Source organism: Leptothoe sp. ISB3NOV94-8A, from assembly GCF_043421595.1.
GTDB classification, from domain to species: Bacteria; Cyanobacteriota; Cyanobacteriia; order Phormidesmidales; family Phormidesmidaceae; genus Leptothoe; species Leptothoe turfae.
Genome location: NZ_JAXSQW010000002.1, coordinates 379,256 through 399,280, shown reverse-complemented (window position 1 = coordinate 399,280; position 20,025 = coordinate 379,256). Strand labels below are relative to the sequence as shown.

Annotated in this window: 15 protein-coding genes; 8 read left to right on the top strand and 7 right to left on the bottom strand. The window is 45.9% G+C overall.

The window, feature by feature from the left end; all coding sequences use genetic code 11:
- Nucleotides 1-276: 276 nt before the first annotated feature.
- From SPB21_RS32255 to SPB21_RS32235, 5 genes are all read right to left on the bottom strand, one after another.
- Complete coding sequence (locus tag SPB21_RS32255; protein WP_499869125.1) at nucleotides 277-1,035, bottom strand: AfsR/SARP family transcriptional regulator; 759 nt, start codon at nucleotides 1,033-1,035, stop codon at nucleotides 277-279.
- A 159-nt stretch (nucleotides 1,036-1,194) separates the two neighbouring features.
- Nucleotides 1,195-2,952, bottom strand: coding sequence for a ShlB/FhaC/HecB family hemolysin secretion/activation protein (locus SPB21_RS32250; protein ID WP_499869124.1), 1,758 nt, complete (start codon nucleotides 2,950-2,952; stop codon nucleotides 1,195-1,197).
- Between the two features lie 45 nt (nucleotides 2,953-2,997).
- The gene (locus SPB21_RS32245) at nucleotides 2,998-3,324 is read right to left on the bottom strand and encodes a Spy/CpxP family protein refolding chaperone (protein WP_499869122.1); all 327 of its coding nucleotides are present in this window, start codon (nucleotides 3,322-3,324) and stop codon (nucleotides 2,998-3,000) included.
- Between the two features lie 170 nt (nucleotides 3,325-3,494).
- Nucleotides 3,495-5,744 (bottom strand): two-partner secretion domain-containing protein, encoded by a 2,250-nt coding sequence (locus SPB21_RS32240; protein WP_499869120.1) that lies wholly within the window; start codon nucleotides 5,742-5,744, stop codon nucleotides 3,495-3,497.
- 84 nt (nucleotides 5,745-5,828) lie between these two features.
- On the bottom strand, nucleotides 5,829-6,584 hold the full coding sequence (locus tag SPB21_RS32235) for an AfsR/SARP family transcriptional regulator (RefSeq protein WP_499869119.1): 756 nt from the start codon (nucleotides 6,582-6,584) through the stop codon (nucleotides 5,829-5,831).
- Nucleotides 6,585-6,943: 359 nt separating this feature from the next.
- Here SPB21_RS32235 and SPB21_RS32230 point away from each other — a divergent pair, with 359 nt between their 5' ends.
- Nucleotides 6,944-7,483 (top strand): tetratricopeptide repeat protein, encoded by a 540-nt coding sequence (locus SPB21_RS32230; RefSeq protein ID WP_499869117.1) that lies wholly within the window; start codon nucleotides 6,944-6,946, stop codon nucleotides 7,481-7,483.
- Between the two features lie 134 nt (nucleotides 7,484-7,617).
- Complete coding sequence (locus tag SPB21_RS32225) at nucleotides 7,618-8,931, top strand: cytochrome P450 (RefSeq protein WP_250565238.1); 1,314 nt, start codon at nucleotides 7,618-7,620, stop codon at nucleotides 8,929-8,931.
- Between the two features lie 95 nt (nucleotides 8,932-9,026).
- Here SPB21_RS32225 and ndk read toward each other — a convergent pair whose 3' ends face one another.
- Entirely contained in the window at nucleotides 9,027-9,476 is a 450-nt protein-coding gene (gene ndk, locus SPB21_RS32220; RefSeq protein ID WP_163671341.1) for a nucleoside-diphosphate kinase, read from the bottom strand.
- A gap of 301 nt (nucleotides 9,477-9,777) precedes the next feature.
- Nucleotides 9,778-10,494 (bottom strand): cytochrome b/b6 domain-containing protein, encoded by a 717-nt coding sequence (locus SPB21_RS32215; protein WP_499869116.1) that lies wholly within the window; start codon nucleotides 10,492-10,494, stop codon nucleotides 9,778-9,780.
- 442 nt (nucleotides 10,495-10,936) lie between these two features.
- Between SPB21_RS32215 and SPB21_RS32210 the strand changes: the two genes are divergently transcribed.
- From SPB21_RS32210 to SPB21_RS32185, 6 genes are all read left to right on the top strand, one after another.
- Entirely contained in the window at nucleotides 10,937-12,733 is a 1,797-nt protein-coding gene (locus tag SPB21_RS32210) for a PDC sensor domain-containing protein (protein ID WP_499869114.1), read from the top strand.
- A gap of 239 nt (nucleotides 12,734-12,972) precedes the next feature.
- On the top strand, nucleotides 12,973-14,964 hold the full coding sequence (locus SPB21_RS32205) for a PDC sensor domain-containing protein (RefSeq protein ID WP_499869113.1): 1,992 nt from the start codon (nucleotides 12,973-12,975) through the stop codon (nucleotides 14,962-14,964).
- 167 nt (nucleotides 14,965-15,131) lie between these two features.
- Nucleotides 15,132-15,641, top strand: coding sequence for a pentapeptide repeat-containing protein (locus SPB21_RS32200; protein ID WP_163671345.1), 510 nt, complete (start codon nucleotides 15,132-15,134; stop codon nucleotides 15,639-15,641).
- 536 nt (nucleotides 15,642-16,177) lie between these two features.
- Complete coding sequence (locus tag SPB21_RS32195; RefSeq protein ID WP_499869111.1) at nucleotides 16,178-17,275, top strand: sensor histidine kinase; 1,098 nt, start codon at nucleotides 16,178-16,180, stop codon at nucleotides 17,273-17,275.
- A gap of 57 nt (nucleotides 17,276-17,332) precedes the next feature.
- A complete protein-coding gene (locus tag SPB21_RS32190; protein ID WP_163700080.1) occupies nucleotides 17,333-18,001 on the top strand; it encodes a response regulator in 669 nt (222 codons plus the stop codon).
- 121 nt (nucleotides 18,002-18,122) lie between these two features.
- Nucleotides 18,123-19,976, top strand: coding sequence for an ABC transporter ATP-binding protein (locus tag SPB21_RS32185; RefSeq protein ID WP_499869110.1), 1,854 nt, complete (start codon nucleotides 18,123-18,125; stop codon nucleotides 19,974-19,976).
- The last annotated feature ends 49 nt before the right edge of the window (nucleotides 19,977-20,025 follow it).

Here is a 20,025-nt window from a genome sequence, read left to right as displayed (position 1 = left end):
CCTTAAATGTAGAGATATGGAGACTTTAAGTCATTCCTTGTGAAGAGATATGCCATCGTGATTGCATAAACCTGCAAAGCCAATAGTCTGCGTCCTTACATGTTTATGTAATGCCCAAAATTTATCTCAATGAAGACCAAATGAGAAAGACGATACATCTTGTAAAAAGACTAAATCTAACGGACCTACATCCCTAGGCACCACGGTAACAGTTGGTGATTTCGAAACAAATGTAGATGTGTGATTTCTGGGACACAGATTAGCATGCTACATTAATTAATGCGTCACCATTGCTGTTGTTTGATATAATCCTAATTTTTGCACCAAGTCTGTAGAAAACTTGGAGACTGGTCGTTTCAACTCTTGGTTAAAGATGTGTTTCAGTTCTTCATATTGTTGTTTAGCAGAAGCATAGTATCCTCTGGCTACATATACCTTGATTAAATCAAGATGTGTACGCTCGCTATAAGGCTCTGTGCTAACAGCCAGGTGAGCATAAGCAGTAGCTGCAGAAAGCTTCCTCAACTGCAAACAAACTTTAACCAGTTGATGCAAGACCGCTAAATATAGGGTATGTAGATGTTGACGTTCTGAGAGTATCCAATTATCTTCGAACCGACTTAGGAAGATACCGTAATCTTGCTGGATAACTTGCTGTAAATAAATTAATTTTTGCTGAAGCGTACTACAATGATTGGCCTGTTGAATGAGTGTTTTAACGTTTAAGATATCGACATCAAAGTGACGAATATTTAACTTGAGCTTATTTCCTTGACAGATAATGACTGGCTCTTTAGCAGTAAAAAACTCTTGGCTTAAGGCATTTAATGCTATTTGTAGCCTCTGCCTTCTTTCCTCAAGGCTTACATCAGGCCACAAAATTTCTGCAAGCTTTACACAAGGATGTGTTTGCTGGTGAAAGTATAAAAGGTAAGCTAGCAATCTGATGGCTTCAGGTGTTGTCAAGGATTTTGTAACATTGGTGGAGTCTTTTATCTGAAACTCTCCCAGTAGCTTTACTGTCCAAGTGCTCATATCGATGTCACCCCATAAACTATGAACGATTACCTCAAACTGTATAAAACTCCTGTAAGTAGACCGTTGCTGATGTTGCCCAACCTGTATGCAGTTTTGTGTAAGGCTACTGGCCAAAAATGTCATTGAATGTCACAATTCAGCATTCATTTCTAGTGATTAGAAACGGTAGCTTGCACTAAAGTAAAAGCCATCATCTTGAATATTGTCGCCACGATCATCGAGGTCGATGAGAGGTAGTCCATAGTCTAAACGCAGATTTAGCCCATCAACTGGTTCCCACAATAAACCTGTGCCAATACCGGCTAGAAAGCGCTGAGATGCCTGCGGGTTTGGATTATCGTTGTTATTCCAAACTACACCTATATCAGCAAAAGGAATTAACTGTAGAGTTGATTTCCCTTTTTGATTGCGCTCCAAGGTGATCCGGTCTTCCACAGATAATCGAAAGCCATTGTCACCTGTACGCACATTCTGACGATACCCACGTAACGACTCACGACCGCCAATCACAAATTGCTCAGAGGTTAAGAGGCTATCAAATGCTAGTTGTAAATCACCTCGAATGACTAATAGATGGTCATTATTGAGGCGTTGTAGACGTTGAATTTGTCCTAGCCAGCTGAGAAATTGTCCGTCGGGTATATTATCTCCATTTTGAGTTGCATCAAAAATTTCAGTCCCTAAACTAAATTGGGAGCGTAAGCTCCAGATGCCTTGAGAGTCGCGCTTTAAATAATCTTGCCCAAATCGAAAGACGCTAGTACGAGACACACCGTTATCATCAGCTCCAATGCCGATTGGATTAGGCTGACCCAGGATAAACGTTTGGCCATCACGATAGTCAAATGCTAGCGATAATGCAAATTCCTCGCGAGAGTTACGAACTATGGGCTCACGCCAACTGATCTGATAGAACTCATTTTCTCCTTCTAAATCCAGCTGGTCAAAAGGAGATTGTGTTAAGCGAGTATCTCCCCAACTTCCCCTTAATTGGATTGCACCATTTCTAGGACTCACTGGTAAACGATAGGTTACATCCCAGAGTTCAGCTCCGCCTGAAAAAGAACGACCATAATCCAGTTCTAAACTGTCCCCTATTCCTGTGATATTACGATAGCCGAGCTCAGCTTCAATACCTTCGCCACCAACGCTAGGAGGTAAATCGTTGTTGATACTGAATTCTCCATACAATTGATTGGCTTCATCCACAGTGACTCTGAGGATACTTTGGCCAACTCCACTACCAGCCTCAAGCGTTGCTTGGATATTCTTAAGAAGAGGGTCAAAACGCAACAATCGTAGCTGATCTTCCAATGCAAAATAATTGAGAGGAGTGCCAATTCCTAACGTAAGTCTACTGCGAATGTAAGATGGGTGTAAGTGTTTGATCCCCTCGATGACAACATCTTCTATCACGCCCTCGACCACTTGTATCTGGACGATGCCATTTTCAATAGATTGCTCTAGAAGGACAGCTTGTGATGTCAAATAGCCTCTATCTTGGTAAAGGCGAGTGATTTGCTGAGTAACAGCTTGCAAGTCCTTTAAAGATACCGAATTGCCAATGCCAGATTGGATAACCCTATCTAAATCTGCTGTCTCTATAACTGTGCTGCCGAGAACTTCAATTTTCTGTATGCGAAAAGTTATTTCCGAATCTTGAGATTCTTCTGAAGGCAAACGCTCTGTTTCAGGAAGTATTGGCTCGTTTGATGAGTTGTCCAATGAATCAATATCTGGCAGAGATTGCGGAAAACGTTCATCAGGAGATGGTTGTTGAGCAAATTGATCGACCTGCTTCTCTACATTACCTGTACTCAATAGTGCAGGTAATGTAGTAGCTGCTGCTGGAGGTACTATGAATAGAATAGTTGCCAGACTTCCAGGCACCCAAATAAGTTTGGACAAAGCCATTGCATTTCCCCATTTTAATGTGAAATTATTCGATTGATTTAACTTTTATTGTTGGTTTAGCTGCTCGAAATATTGCTCAAATGGCAGTCTTTGTTCAGGTTCTAAAATCTTCCAAATAGCCAAATCACGTTCAAATTCTGATGTTGCTAATTCGGATCGTAGTGATTCAACGTTTTGAAACTGGGTTGTGACTTCAGCTTCAGTTGCAGCTTCACTCACTAATAGGGTGTCAAGCGTATCTGTAGCTGCTAACCATTCAGAATATAGCTGTCTTATCTGAGGGCTATAGTCTTCGCTCACTTCATTGAGCTGAAAAATTTGAGCGTCAGTAAGTCCTAAATCTAAAACTATCGTGGACGAGCTTTGTGCCATTAGAAATGGCTCGCTGTCCTCTTTGAAAGATAGTTGAGTTTCTGCGGATGCTGATATTTGTAAGGGCAAGCTAAAACCCAAAAGAAATAAGCCTGAAATGAAAAAAATAAAACGCATGTTAGTGATTACTTGCAGAGATATATTTCAAACGAAGAAAATAAAGTGATAGGTTAATTGGAATTTAGGAGAAGCTCAGCTCTCCACCTCTCCATCTCTGCATCTCGGATTGCTTGGTCAGTCAATCTGGCAGATTGTCGCTGTCGCCATTCGATAGAGCTTTCATTTTGGGCGATCTCATTGAGTGCCAATGCTTGTAATCCAGGGTTTCGCGCTAATCCAGCCGCTTCACCAACAATTCTGCCAAGAATAGTGTTGTTACCCCCAAAACTTTGAACAATTGAGTTCATGGCTTCGTTCACTGTACTTGTATCTGTTAACGGGCCTGATGCAGGTGCTCCTGTTATAGGATCGGTAATTGCAATACTACCGCCACCGTCAATCACCAGTGGAGCTGTACCACGACTCAGACTAAACGTGCTACCGTTGAGAACGTTGCCGTTGAGGGTGATTTGACCATTGGGTTTTGCATCTAGTAGACGCTCAATGGAAATGCCATTTGTCGCTGTAATATTAATCTCACCTCCTTGCCCAGTTAGTGCAACGGTTTCAACGGTAGATGCACTAAAGGAGCCATTAGTGGCATTAACAATAATGGCTCCACCATTCCCCGTTATTCCAGCAATTGTGCCTATACCGTTGAGACTGATATTGCCATTCGTTGCTGTTAGGTTGACATCACCACCACTGCCCGATGTTGAGAGTAAACCTGTTCCAAATGATGAGTCAATAAAGCCTGCCGTAATATCAGAGGCGGTAATCGAAATATTCCGTGCATTAGCATCTATGGTGTCATTGGGAGACATTGAAAAACTTCCTCCTGCTTCAAAGCTGATAGTCCCTGCACCAGGTTGAAACACAAGGGTCCCTAGCGGTTCAATTGTAATATTGTTGCTGGCTTGAATCACTACATCTGTTGAACCAGGCAAAGCCGAAATCTCGACTTGAGAAATCGTGCTTGGTCCAGCATCTCCTGCTAACACTTGCCCCGTAAAGCCAGTGCTTGTATTACCTGCAGTAATGGTAATGTCAGTTGGATCGAGCAATAATTCCCCTACTGTCCCATTTACGGCTGTTGTATCCACATCACCTGTAAAAATTAGACGATTAGCTCCAGAGACTTCGACAAAGCCTCCATCACCATTGTTATTACCACCGCCAGCATTAATCTCACCGTCGAAAGCTGTTGTGCCGTCGGCCCAGATAATGACTTCGCCTCCATTGCCACTATTAATGGCGCTAGCCGATACTTTACTGCCTGTATCAACAAGTGTGTTAGTGGCAGTTGGCATTGAACCTTGACCTCGATACTCGCCACCAATTAAGGCTGTGCCGCCGCCTGTAGCGCCAGAAACATCCACCGTCGCGTCAATCAGGGCAACCTGTGGGCCAACCACTTGTACTGTACCTCCTGCACCGTTGCTAGAGGCTGCACTAACCGTGCCGCTCACAACGGCAGTGCCTGCTGAATTGGCACCAGCTAGTGTTACCTGGCCATTGGCATCAACGGTTACCTGGGTCGCTAATGGTAGTTCTCCACCGGTAATTAGCGGTGCAAAGGAATCAATGCCTGCATTACTTTGCCAGGCATCAGCGTCAACACCTAGACTCATCACCGCCCCTGCTTGAGAAATGATCAGTTGTCCCCGCTCTGGAACAGCGGCCAGGGTGACAGTGCCTCCAGGAGCATCAACGGTGCCTATATTAATGATGCGATCGCCAGCTAATGTAAGTGTTTGTCCATCGTTAACAGCGAGCTCACCTGAATTCATCACTGTCCCAACTGTAGCTGTATCAAAATTGAGACTTGTGGGGCTACCCATTAAACCAGAATAATCTGCATCACCGATCGCTTCAAAGACATCATCACCAAAGCCAATGCTGTCAGCTGTTGTAGCAACAAAGTCAGCTGGCACATTAATTTGTGCTGTGTTGCCAAAAATAATACCTGCAGGGTTCATCAAATATAAATTGGCGCTACCACCACTGACTTGAACAGTCCCGTCAACAATGGATGGATCGCCGCCTATCACCCTACCAAGAATATTTTGGAGAGCCGGATCAGCCATAAAGTTAGCGACTTGTTCGGTACTTAAGCCAAAATTCTCAAAACTGTGGAATAGATTAGCTCCGTCTCCCGATAAGCTTCCACCAGAAATATCAAATTGGTTGCCATCAGAGAGAACAGTTGTCCCTACTCCGTCATCAGCGCCTGTAATAGATTGGCTGAATCCACGTTGAGTTGTAAATAACAAGCTACCTAAAGTGAGTGCAAATGTAAGGCAAAGATGCTGTCGTTTCATAGTCGGTAATTCTCCTATGGCTGACGATTGGACATGTGAATCGCAAGTATCTAGGGATATTACTGAGGCCTCATTACAAAGCCATTACAGCAATGTCATGTATCCATTACATAGCCCAAACTGTTTTGCAATGTCGCGAATAAAATCAGATATTGGTAAGTTGAGCTCTTGTTGAAAGATTCGCTTGAGTTCTTGATATTGTGAGCGTGCAGCGATTGGACGTCCCATAGCCATATAAGTCCTAATCAGATCTGCATGGGCTTGTTCGGCATAGGAATCTGCTTTCACCGCTAAATGTGCGTAGGCTGATGCAGCGGTTAATTCATTGAGTTCCAAGCAGCTATCTACGAGTTGATGCAGCGTGTCCAAATATATAGTTTGCCAGTAGTGACGTTCAGGCATTATCCAGTCGTCATCATATTGAGATAAAAATGTGCCATAGTCTCTTTGCACAACTTTTTCCAGAATTTTTAACCGTTGGCGAGAATCTGTATAATTCTTTGCTTCGTTAAGTAATGTACTGATTTGCCAAGTGTCGGTAATGAAATATTGGGCGTTGATTTGAACGGTATCACCATTGCTGATAATAATCTCATCCTGTGATGTAGAGAGCTTTTGTCGCAATGAATGTAGTGAAACTCGTAAGCTATTGCGCCCGTTTTCAGGAGAATTCTCAGGCCACAGCATGTCCACGAGTTGTTCGCGAGAATGTCTTGTTTTATAGAAGTAGACTAAAAAAGCCAACAGTTTTGCTGTTTTTTGAGTGCGGAAAGATTGTATTACGCCAGCATAATTCTTTACCTGGAATTGCCCCAGTAGCTGAAGAGTCCAAATGCTCATCTATTTTGATGACTCCATCGGTGTCAGTTATGGCACCAATGTAAAAACTAAATAACACTGTGCCTTTGCTGGTGATTGCGAATGTTCTATGCACTTTTCTGCAAGATTGGTGGTTGAAAAGTACATCACATATCACAGATAGATTACTTGATTTATAGGTGGAATCTTTCTACCTTTAGAGCCAAAGACATTGCTGGGTCAGGGATTCTAGGGGCTGCCGTATGTGTATTTATGGTTACCGTTATTGGACGTTAGGTGCCTTACATAGATTGTTTGGACAGTTTGATATTGCACTAAACCACTACCAAAAAGCATTAGCTATATTTCGTAATACAAATGACATCCTCAACATGGGTAGGATGCTGAATTGTATTGGTGGCTTACATGGCTCTCAAGGTAATGTTGATTGTCGAAAATGGTTCTGTATGGAAGCTATTCGAACGGTTTGGCAGTTGCAACATGAAATTGCTGCAATTCCAGCACTCGCCAATGTAGCCATGGTCTATCACCATCAAGATTGTCATCGTTTAGCCATAAAGTTGCTAAAACAGGTGTCTGAACGTTGTCAGACAATGGGTGATTTATTGAATGAGGCGATTACTTTGATCTACATGGGGCAAGTGTATGCGGCTTCTCAGCAGTATTTGTTTGCGATCGCATGTCATCAAGCATCGCTAGAAATTCTGCAAAACTCTCTTGCCCTGAAGCACCGTGAAGAAGCCGTTTGTTTGACGGTACTTAATTTATGCTACGCGGCCAGGCTCTATCAGATGACTTACCACTCGGAGGCGGCTGAGCAAAACTATCGACAAGCAATGTATCTGCTGGAAAGAATTGAGTTGAATGAAGGCCACTATCTATTATTAAATCGGCCATCAAAAGTAAGTAGGTCAGCATAATCTTTCTGTTCACTCGCCTTATACCCATCTCAATCGAGCATCATCACAGCGAAGGGAGCGTCAAGGCCTGTATCTGCTGCTTACCTGGAGTTTACTTGTTACAGTGAAGACGCATCTTAATAAATGTCTTTTTCATGAGTCAGACTATTTCTAACCTACCCTTGCCCCCTGGTGATTTTGGCCTGCCTCTAATTGGCGATACGTTAAGCTTTTTTCGCGATCCAAACTATGGTAAAAAACAACATAAAAAGTATGGACCGATCTTTAAAACCCGTCTGTTAGGCAGCCCTACATTATTTGTTCAAGGAGCAGATGCCAATCAGTTTATTCTAACCAATGAGAACAACTATTTTGTAGTGAGCTGGCCGCCGAGTACAAAAGCGTTATTAGGAAATCTATCCCTGGCATTGCAAACGGGGGGCGAGCATCAAAATCGACGCAAACTACTAGCCCAGGCGTTTATGCCCAGAGCCCTGTCTGGCTATATTGATACGGTCCAGTCGATTACTCACGCCTATACAGAAAAATGGGCGGAGTCAACTACGCTGATCTGGTACCCAGAACTGCGTAACTATACCTTTGATGTGGCCTGTAAGCTTTTAGTGGGTTTAGATCAGGGGGCACAAACTGATCTAGGACATTTATTTGAAACCTGGTGTGCAGGTTTATTTTCGATTCCTTTGACACTGCCCTGGACTCGGTTTGGTAAAGCCAAAAAAGCTCGTACCCAATTACTTCTACTGTTAGAAGAAATTATTCGTAAACGACAACAAAGCCAACATTTGGGCAATGATGCTTTGAGCTTATTGGTTCAAGCAAAAGATGACGATGGTCATAGCCTGAGCATAGATGAACTTAAGGACCAGGTATTACTGCTCTTATTTGCAGGCCACGAAACGCTGACATCGGCTGTTGCCTCTTTTTGCCTATTGGTGGCGCAGCATCCTCAGGTCTTGGCGGCATTAAGGGATGAGCAACAGACATTTGATCCTCAGCAGCCCATCACCTTAGATGTCTTAAAGCAAATGCCCTATCTAGAGCAGGTACTACAGGAAGTATTGCGGCTGATTCCTCCTGTGGGCGGTGGTTTTCGTAAGGTGCTAAAAACCTGTGAGTTTAATGGTTACCAAATTCCTAAAGGTTGGACGGTGCTCTATGAAATTAATCAAACGCACCTGAATCCTACAGATTATGAGGCTCCTGATGATTTTCGACCGGAGCGCTTTGCTAAAGGGGAACAGCCTAATAAGTACAGCTATGTGCCGTTTGGCGGTGGGATTCGTGAATGCCTTGGGAAGGAGTTTGCCCGCTTGGAGATGAAGCTATTTGCGGTGCATTTGCTGCGGGGCTATGGCTGGGAATTATTGCCTGATCAAGATTTATCCATGGTGGTGGTGCCAACGCCGCACCCTCGCGATAACCTGCGGGTACAGTTTGGGCGGATGTGAGGCTTGTCAAGAGGTCGCTAGAAACGGTTTCTTTGCTTGTAGGGTTAGCCCTCACCCAAAATCCCTCTCCCTAGGGAGAGGGATTTTGAGATAATTTACTCGTAAATCCAGCTCTTAGCGCAGGATTCCCAATTGGCTAGCTCTTCGTCGGAGAACCATAGGGCGATCTCAGTCTGAGCTGTTTCGATGGCGTCGGAACCATGGATAATATTGCGGCCAATGGTAACGCCGTAGTCGCCACGGATAGTTCCAGGGGCAGAACTAATGGGATTGGTGGCACCGATCAGGGTGCGGGCAGAACCAACGACACCTTCACCTTCCCAAACCATAGCAACTACGGGGCTAGAGGTGATAAATTCCACCAGGCTGCCAAAAAAGGGACGCTCTTTATGAACGCCGTAGTGCTTTTCTGCCAGTTCACGGGAAACGGCCATGAACTTCATGCCTACTAGGGTAAATCCCTTAGTTTCAAAGCGGCTGATGATGTCGCCGACCAAACCACGTTGAACACCGTCAGGCTTGATCATGATGAAAGTGCGTTCCACAATTTTGCTCCTAACAATACATCTATTGAGTTAATGGGGTCACTAGACCCTTGGGTAAGGATGTGACCTACACTACGCTCAGCAGTAGGCAACTATGGTCTAACCAACCATAGGGACTATCTACTCGGCAATAGAGCCAGATCTAGGGTATATCCCTTTGTGGTCATTTTACGTGGGCACCTTTAAAGATCAGGTGTGATAGAGATTAAATCTGTGCATGGGCATGGGGATTTTTTGGGGAGTGGGGAGTGGAGCACAGGGAATAGTGGTGTAGCCTGTTGCCTCTAAATCCACCTGCCACCTACACAAGTTCTTTAGCTATGGAAATTAGCCAAGCGGCAATGAGGCTGATCCAAATGGCGAGTTCTAGTTTGGGGCGATGGGTGAGTATATGCCTCCAATTTGGCCAGGTATCAAGTTGAAAATTTTTCCACCAGGCGATGATGTGATTTTTCCAAAGTCGAGGACTATCTTGGGGGCGAAATTTCCACGTCATCATGGAGAGTAACAAGGGCGTGCCACCAACTTTTGCATTCATCAGAAGATGAATGGCGATCGCAACCACCATGACGACCCACGATACCAAATGACCGTAATACCAAAAATGCTTCAGCTCTCCGTTCGGCAGCCATTTTTCATCCATCATTTTGCCGCTAAATAGGGCAAATGTGAGAGCTATCAGGGTCAGCGTATTGACAAAGCGACTGAGGTTAACCCACCAAATAGGCTGACCAATTTTCTGAGTCAACGTTGTTAATGCCTCGGGCTGTACCAGGCGATGTTTTCCACGGTTAAACGCGTAGAAAACAAATGCTGGAAAGATCAAGAGTGTATAAAGTCCGAAGGTGCCATGGATCCCTTCAATCGCTTTATAGGCTGGCAGTGGAATCGTGCCCCAACGACCATCGTACGTGTTATAGGTCCAAAAAGCAGTCAGGATTGACAACACTAGAAATGCCCCAGTGAGGCCGTGTAAAAGGCGTAGGAGAAAAGGTTGATAGGGGGAAGTGGGCTTCATGGAAGCTTTAAGGGGAGGGCTTACACGTTGGCATAGTTTCAGTGACACTCAATGATAACAAAATGTTCCATAGATGAATATCAATGAGATTTTTAGGGGATCTCTATACTACGGATGTTTCTCTTAAAGTTTCTGGTTTACTTTGAATAATTATTTGAAGCTCAAGTATTTATCTGGTGAAGTTGTTACAAAGCCGTTCACAAATAAACGGATTGCCATCAACAATGGTGCCAGTAGGTAATAACCATAAGTGTTATTTTTGCTGGTTTGCAGAGTGAGTAATCTGCGAAAATGGTTGTTTTTGTCTCTTTTTGGCCGATAAGCCCCCCATAGGCCTTTATAGAGAAGCGTTGCATCCAAACAGTTTTAACAACGAAGTTCTTGGACTGAAGTTCTTGAACTAAATCCTACTGATTTTTTCCCTGTATTTTCCTATATTATTATGCCTTCTGAATTATCGAGTGCTACACAGGCTGGATCGTCTGCTGCTTCCGAGATATCTATTCAAACAAAACAGCAGCAGAGCCTAAATCAAACGTTGATGGGATGGCTGCAATTAAATTCGTTTGGTGGTCGTCTGTTTTGGATGATTATGGTAGGTGCCCTAACGGGTATCGGCGGCATGGCATTTCTCTTTAGTGAGATGATTAAGTATCAGGCTGAGGATCAGGTGCGGAGTACCCTGGATGGTAAAGTGAATGCGATCGCGTCGGTGACCGCAGCCGCTGAAACGTTGGCCAATAGCCTGGGCATTAGTGCGACTACGCTCCATGAGCGGCAGGCACAGTATGCAGATACCTATCGGGAACTGACGCTACAGCTCTTTGAGCGCCGTCCAGAGTTTATCGTGGGTCTTGGGTTAGGGCAGCGAGAAAATGGACTGATTGTGGATCAGTCCTGGTTATTTCCCTACTATTGGGTGGATGCTTCAGAAAACGAGCCTGCGGTTAATCAAACTATTCGCTATGAAGACTTTGCCGACGGTGAGGGCGAGTTTTATCCGAATAGCCAACGGTATCGAGACTACTTTGTTCCCCAGACGACTGTCTGGACAGAACCCTATGAAAACGCTGCCAACCAGTTATTGACCTACTATGTGCCCCTATTTGCCAGTAATGGCCGCTGGTTGGGTACAACCCTGGTGGACATTGACGGACAGTATTTAAGCAATCTTCTCAATCAGCCTGTTTTTCGTCAGCAGGGACATTTTATATTGGTGACCCGTGAGGGGAATATCGTTGCCGACCCGGCCAATCCTGAGAACAATCTAAAAACCTATCAGGATATTCCTGAGTTAACGGCTATCTGGCCGCAGATGAGCCTCAATGAGACCGGTTTCTTAGAAGGAGAAACTGGATACTGGGCGTATGCGGTTGTTCCTGAGCACGATTGGTTAGTGTTGGGGTATGTCCCTTACTCAGCCGTATTTAACCGTATTGCTCTGATTACCCTGGCAGCGACAGTTATCATGGTGGCCCTGCTGTCAACAGCAATTTTCTTGGCAGTTCGCAGCCTCAACCGTCGCCTCAGACCCGTTCTGAATCAGTGCAATCAACTGGCTAAGACCGATGCTACATTGTTGGCTCAATGGGACGGGCAAGATGATCTAAATCAGCTGTCCCTCGCTTTTTTCAATATGCTAGAGCAGCTCAATTTAAATGAAGAAACAATCCGTCGCCATGCGCTCAAACTTGAAACAGAGACGTCCCGATCTACTCAAGTTTCTGCGCAGTTTACAGAATTCACAGCCCTCTTGAATCGGTTGGCGGGTGAACAACAGATACTGATGCGTGATTTGCAACAACTGATGGCCGATATTGCTAAGAGTTCCCAAACAATTGATATTCAAGTAGATGCCATTAACACCATGGGGCGTGCACTAAATAGTGAACTGCGTCGGATACCAACCCATTCAACAGAAACATTAGCATTGGTAGAACAACAGGTTGGTGCTTTGACCCGTGTCCTGGGCCATGGGGCTAGTGAACAGCAGTCCGAACAGTTACATACGCTGATAGAGCAACTGACGAAGAATATTGTTACGCTCAAAGCATTGGAACGCCGCTGGCCGTCTATAGATAACCTACAAAAACAAATGGGACATATTACCCAGGCCAGTGGGGTGGCGATATCAGAGTCTCGTGCTGTGGTGGATTCCTTGCAGTCGATTGCCCCCATGTTGTCAGATATTGAGCAGATCTCAACAACATTGTTGAAACGGGTAGAAGGTGTAAATTAAGCCCCAAAGGCGATCGCAGTCATCATGTTCCCCGACAGAATATAGTTGTTGATTTAAATGTATTTTGTCGGGTTTATTTATTTATATGATGAAGTCGCTCATTCTCTAACACATATGGTGATCTAGTGAACCTCAATCTACAAGAGTTATGAACTACTATGGGGAATGGCCAAGGGTTTGCTCTGTGGCTTGGATCTGCTCTATAGCCTCATCTATATAGAACTTGTTATTCAACGCATATGTGTTCCTTTAAATTGCCAACGTCTAAGCAGTCAATTTCACCGTTTAAAGAACTCCCACGTACACCCCAAAGTTATCAGCCGACTTTAGTGGATAAGGCTAAAGGATGGTTCAAACTAAATTCGTTTGGTGGTCGTCTGTTTTGGATGATCATGCTGGGTGCCCTTGCTGGCATGGGGGGCATGGCATTTCTCTTTAGTGAAATGTTAAGACGTCAGGCAGAAGACCAGGTGCGTAGCAGTATTGATAGTAAGGTCAATGCGATCGCATCAGTTACAGATTCAGCTGAAACGCTGGCCTATAGTTTGGGTGTCAGCGCCACTACGCTGCATGAGAGAGGGGCACAGTTTCCTGATACCTATCGCGAGTTGGTGCTGCAGCTGTTTCAGCGTCGCCCAGAGTTTGTGGTTGGCTTGGGGCTAGGGCAGAGCAAAAATGGCATCCTGGAGGAGCAGCCCTGGTTATTCCCCTACTATTCAGCGATTAAGTCTGCGGAGTCGACATCGTTTGATCCAGACGCTATCCGCTACGAAGACTTTGCCGATGACGTTGGCGAGTTCTACCCTGACACTGATCGCTACCGCGATTATTTTGAACCCCAGACCAGTGTGTGGACGGAGCCTTATCAAGGGGACCAAAATCGGTTACTGACTTACTACTATCCTCTGTTCAATTCTGAAGGTCGTTGGTTGGGCACTAGCCTGGTGGAGATTGACAGCGCCTATTTAGGGAATTTGCTAGATGATGTGGTCTTTCAACAAGCCGGATATTTCTTGCTACTTACCCAGTCAGGCCAGGTGATTGCCGATCCCACCAACCCAACGGCTGAAGCCCAAACCTACCAAACTATTCCTGGGCTGGAGGCTATTTGGCCGCAGATTGACACAGAGGCACCGGGCTTTTTGAAGACCGCTTCTGGCTACTGGGCCTACGCTACGGTGCCTGGCCAGGACTGGTTACTGTTTGGTTTTGTGCCTTATAAAGCGATCTATGGTCGGATTCTACGCATTGCAGCTGTGACGACTGGGTTAATGGTGTTATTGCTGGCAGTGGTGGTCTATCTGGCCATTAGAAAGTTAAACCAGCGGATCAAACCCATCCTGCTGCAAGGCAAACAGTTTGTGGGTACCCATGGAAATTTGCTGGAGGAAGTTGCGATCGCTCAGAAAGACGAGCTAGAGCAGCTATCGGTTTCCTTCTTTAACATTCTCAACCAGCTCAACATGCACCAGGAGACGATTCGTCGTCATGAAGAAACCATTACCCAAAGCTACTTTCATGCTGATCAACTGACTGAGAAATTTTTAGCGTTCACAGCGCAGGTGGATGAAGAAGCGCGTGAGCAACAGGCGTTGATTCAAAAGGTGCAGCAGCAGTTGGATGAGCAATCTAATCAGTATCAGTCTATAGACAGACGATTAGATGCCCTATTTAGCCTGGCTCAAACCCTGGGGGGATATCTGGAGAGTATGCCGTCAGAATCGGAAGCAAACCAGATATTTGACATCCTAGATCAACGGATTATGGCGCTGACAGGCTCTGTCAATCAGTCAGCTCAGTCGGCAGACAAATCCCAGTTTCAAGCCTTGATCGCTCAACTGATTGCGGATGTGGCCAATCTTAAGGCGTACGATCGCCAGCGTCACTCCTTAGAAAAGCTACATCATCAGACGAGCAATCTGACCCAATCTAGACAGGCAACTATTGCCAACTCGCAAGCGATGGCAACTGCGGCCCAAACGATTACCCAGATCCTGACGGAAATTGATGCGATCACCGATACCCTCAACCGAGATGCTCAGCAAGTGTCAGAAATGCTTTGGGGCGATCTACAGCAGGGTAGCTTAAAGCTGCCTGGTCAACCGGACATATTGGCTCGGTCCCAAGAGACTGCATTGCCGCCAGCGGTTGATCCGCTAGCTACGGAACATTATGGGGTGGCAAATTCATGGCAAGAGGGAATGGTTAATGCGGTCGAAAAAGCAGGCTAGCTGAATGTCGGTTTGAGCCACCTGCGGTCGAAAAAGCAGGCTAGCTGAATGTCGGTGTGGGCCACCTGCGGTCGAAAAAGCAGGCTAGCTGAATGTCGGTGTGGGCCACCTGCGGTCTCCTAAATTCGCCTATGATTAGACTTGGCGCAGACAGGGAGTACTTGCAGATGATTAGATGGCAGTGGCTGAGTCTCAAACTAGTCGGAATGCTCGTTGCGATTTCACTGCTACTAACGACGTTGCCATCGGTTGCGATCGCAGAACCTGGCGTCGTCAACTACACCCTGACCGACCTCACCGGGCGCAATTTCGAAAATGCCAATTTAGCGGGTACATCCTTAGCGGCAGCGGAGGTGCGAGACGCTAATTTTCGAGGTGCAGACCTCAGTGCCACCATTTTGACCAAGGCAAAATTTATCCGTACTGACCTAACCGGCGCTAACCTGTCAGAAACCTTTGCCGACCGGGTAGAGTTTACGGGGTCTGATTTAACCAATGCCGTTGTTACTGACGCCCTGATGACCAGCAGTACATTTGCTGACGCAACGATTACGGGGGCAGACTTTTCCTATACGATTCTGGACCGATTCCAGGTGAAGTACCTGTGCGAACGAGCTGACGGGATGAACCCAGTTACAGGTGTGTCAACACGGGAAAGTCTAGGTTGCGATGGGTAGCTTTACCTGACTTCTCTCATCTCATACATTTGGCGTAGTTAAAATCAGCCAAATGTACTAGGCAAGTTCCCTACGTAGGCGCGTGGTGGGATGCATATTTCTTTTAAACCAACCGTATTTACCGCAATAGAGGTGGCAAGACACTATTGCAATAAAAAGACTCGCCCCTTCACGCAAAGATGGCGAGTCTACGATAGCGAACATGTCAACGAAATGCGCTTGTTATTAGCGTAAGTCTTGACAGCCCTGGGGCCAATTGGTCAAAGGTCTAATAGCCATAACGCCTAGTCTGCTGCGTAGTGCATCTCAGCCTGAAAATCGAAGGAGGTTAAACGTTAAAAACAAGGCAACCCATCAGGAATTTCAAGGGCGAGAGAGGGGATGTTTTTATGAATTTGAAAGACTGCGTGTTTACACCCAAATTTCCTTTAGACGCTTGCATATTGACAAAAAAATGTTGATTCTAGATAAGGACACAGGTATTCATGATCAGCATAAACACCACAGTTCCCAGGTGAAGTAGGAGTGGATTCAGGATGTATACATCGCCTCCTTCAATAGCGAGCCACCAGTCAAAATTGGCATCTGCTGACATTCGCCAGCTGTGCCAAGCGCAAATTGACCGCCTAAGCGAGAAGTTATCAGCTTTAGACGTTTGGCTAGTTCGTTGGGATCAGCTTGAAAATAGGCGCGATATGATGTCTTATCGTCGCCATCATGTGATAAACAACGAAATTACATCGTATCTTGAGCCAGAGCGCTGGATTACTAAGAATTTGCCGTTTTTAGAGCTGATGCCCCTATCACTCAATTCAAGTGATTCCTGTGCCTATGTGTGTGGTTTGCGTCAAACAGAAACTCAATGTGAGTATCTACTGTTGTGGACCGAAAAGCATATTTCCCATCCACAGCAGACCTTAATTAAGGAGTACGCGCAGCTACTCCAGCAATATCTCATTTTGTATCAAGAGAACCTGCGTCAGCAGGAAAAGATTCAGCTATTAGAGCAGACATTGCAACAGGCTGACCATCAATTGCGTAATCCCCTCTCTTTGATTCAACTCTATGCAGAGACCCTTGCTTTGGGTGCTGAAAACGAAACTCAAAAGGCTCAGGCGGACTGTATTCGTCGAACGTCTGAGACGCTTTTAGCCCATTTAGTAGACTTACTCAACTGTGGTAAACAAGCGTGTCTGAAAAAACGGGACCATGACTTACTCACCTTGTTGAAAAATGCACTCTCCTTATTGCAACCGCAGATTGAGCAAAAGCAGTTGAATATAGCGTGCCCTGGGCAATCTATTTCTGTTGTTGTTGATGGTTGGCAGTTTGAACAAGTTTTGCAAAACTTGCTTGACAATGCCGTGCACTTTAGTAATACGGGCGGGACTATTACCGTTGATTGGCAAATCGCTGACGAGGCGGTGTTGGTGACTGTCAGCGATCAGGGGCCTGGTCTGGAAGATGTGGATATCTCTGAGCTGTTTAGACCGTTTTACTCACAACGATCTGGGGGGACTGGGTTGGGACTGGCGATCGCAAAGAAAATTATTTTGGACCATCAGGGTAGTATTGGGGCTGAAACTCTCCCCCAGGGAGGGGCTCAATTTTCGATTTTTCTGCCACGCCCATAACTTACTTGTTTTTTGAAGGCTCACTTCATATGTTTTTCAGTATTAGGTACATTCTCAATGACTGATGCTGTTTCTGTTTTATTAGTTGATGACAATGTTGACTTTAGGCAAGGTTTGCGTACCTTGCTGGGGTTTTATGTCGATGGGCCTGCTAAGTTTGAGGTCGTGGCAGAAGCTGCATCGGTGGCGCAAGCTATTGAGATGGTTGAGGCCCATAATCCTGTCATCACGCTGCTAGATATGGAGTTAGACCAGGGGACTGGCATTGAGGTATTACGGCAGCTGAAAACCTTGGGGGCAGATACGCGCGTACTGAGTCTGTCGGCCCATCGAGAAGATAAATGGATCTTTCAAGCTATGCAGGCTGGAGCCAAGGGCTACGTCGCCAAGGATAAGCTAGGCAGCCAGCTCTATGAAGCCATACGAACAGTACTGCAGGATGAAGTGTATCTTGATCCGGCGTTAGCCAGTGGTTTTTTTCGGTTATTTCATGCCACTTCCAGCCCTCTGCCTCAAGTGTCTGAAGATATTCACTTAACAGAGCGAGAACAGGATGTGCTGCATTGGCTGGTGCAAGGGGCCTCGAATGAGACGATTGCAAAACAGTTATATATCACTGTTGCAACAGTGAAAGCCCATCTGACGGCCATTTTTGAGAAGCTTAAAGTGCGTAGCCGAACCCAGGCAATTGTCAAGGCGATCAAGCTGGGATTGGTGAAGGCTTAGGTTGGAGAGTTGTGAATTTTGAGTTGATGATGGTTTAACGGGTGTGAGCAAAGTAGATAAAAAGTAGATAATGATGACTCAACACTGAGCCTTTAAAACTCAAACCGTCTTCTTGCTATCCGTGCATTCTACTTTTTACAATTTTCTATCTCGACTGCGACGCTCTTATCAAAACTTCCTGAGCTTGCTGGGGAATACCCCCCGGCTCGTGCGGCTAGTATGGTCGGCGTCTCCAGGTTGGCTGATGCTCAGTATTAGCATCACTCTGGTCAATGCGTTAATACCAACGGCCCAGCTTTATGTGAGTAAGCTGATTGTTGATCAAGTGGTGTCGATTCTGGCCAGTGATACGTCTGGTTTTACATCTTATCTGTTGTTCCTGGTGATAGCAGGATTTAGTCTGTTGCTGTTGCAAGAAGTGCTGAATAAACTCAATAGCTATGTGAGCCGAGTGCTGAGCGATCAGTTTTTGCTCCATGCCAATGTGCAACTGTTACAGCAGGCGATGCGCCTGGACCTGGCCCATTATGAATCACCTGAGTTCCATGATGTGCTAAATCGGGCGCAGCAAAGTGGCAGTAACTATCCGTTGCGGGTCGTGGAGCTACTATCTCGGCTGTTAGGTTCCATTACCCGGTTGGTGGGACTGCTGGCATTACTATTGCGGTTTAGCTCTGGTGTGATGGGCCTGTTGTTACTCAGTGTGTTGCCGACTTTCTGGGTGGGTATTCGTTACTCCTATCGGCGATTTTGGATGAATCGTCGCCAAACACCGTCTCGTCGTCTGTCAGACTACTTTTACGAGATTCTCACGGCTCCTCAGTATGTCAAAGAAGTGCGGCTGTTTAACCTGGGACAACATATGGTGGAGCAGTACCGCACGATTCGTCATGAATTTAATCAAGAGTCACGGCGGTTGGCGCGGCAGCAGTCGCTAGCCCAGTTGAGCACTGAACTGCTGGGCGCTATTGGATTTTATGGAGCCTATGGTTTAGTGCTATGGCAAACGCTACAGGGGATGGTGACCCTGGGCGATCTCACGCTATACACAGGTGCATTTCAACAGGCCCAGGGATTAATTGAGTCCACTCTCCTGAGTCTTGCCACCCTCTATGAATACAATCTCTACGTGTCACAGTATTTTGAGCTGTTGGATATCTCTCCCCAGGTGGTCAGTCCTCGTCACCCTAACCCCTTTCCCAAACCCATGGAACAGGGGTTGCGGTTTCAGGATGTGTACTTTACCTACCCAGGGGCAGAACAGCCCACATTACAGGGGATTAATCTGACGGTTGCCCCAGGGGAGTGTATTGCACTGGTGGGGCTGAATGGCTCTGGGAAGACAACCTTATTAAAACTGCTGACCCGTCTTTACGACATTGAGCAAGGGCAAATTATCATCGATAATATTCCGTTGCAAAAATTTTCTCTCAGCGAACTGCGTAGTCAAATTGGCATTATGTTTCAAGACTTTGCACGCTATGCCTTGAATGTACAAGACAATATTGGATTTGGTAACTTGCCCCAGCGACAGAATATTGATTTAGTGGCTCAAGCCGCCCAGGGAGCTGGTGCCACCGAGGTGATTGAGCGGCTAGAAGAGGGCTATCACACTATTCTTGGCAAAATGTTTTCAGGGGGTGTGGATCTTTCCGGGGGGCAGTGGCAAAAAATTGGTCTGGCGCGGGCATTTATGAGTGATGCCCAAATTTTGATTTTAGATGAACCGACAGCGGCGGTGGATGCGATCGCAGAGCATGATCTTTTCCAGCGTTTTCGGCAGCTGACCCAGGGCAAAATGACCTTCCTGGTCAGCCATCGGTTTTCCACCGTGCGCATGGCTGACCGCATTGTTGTGTTAGAGCAGGGGCAAATCATCGAAGTGGGCACCCACGACCAGCTCATGGCCCAACAAGGGCGCTATGCTGAAATGTTTGACCTCCAAGCCGAGAGCTATTTGGGTGAGGCAAAATAATCCAATCGGCCCCAATGTCGGGGCGTTCCATGGAATGCCCCGACATTGG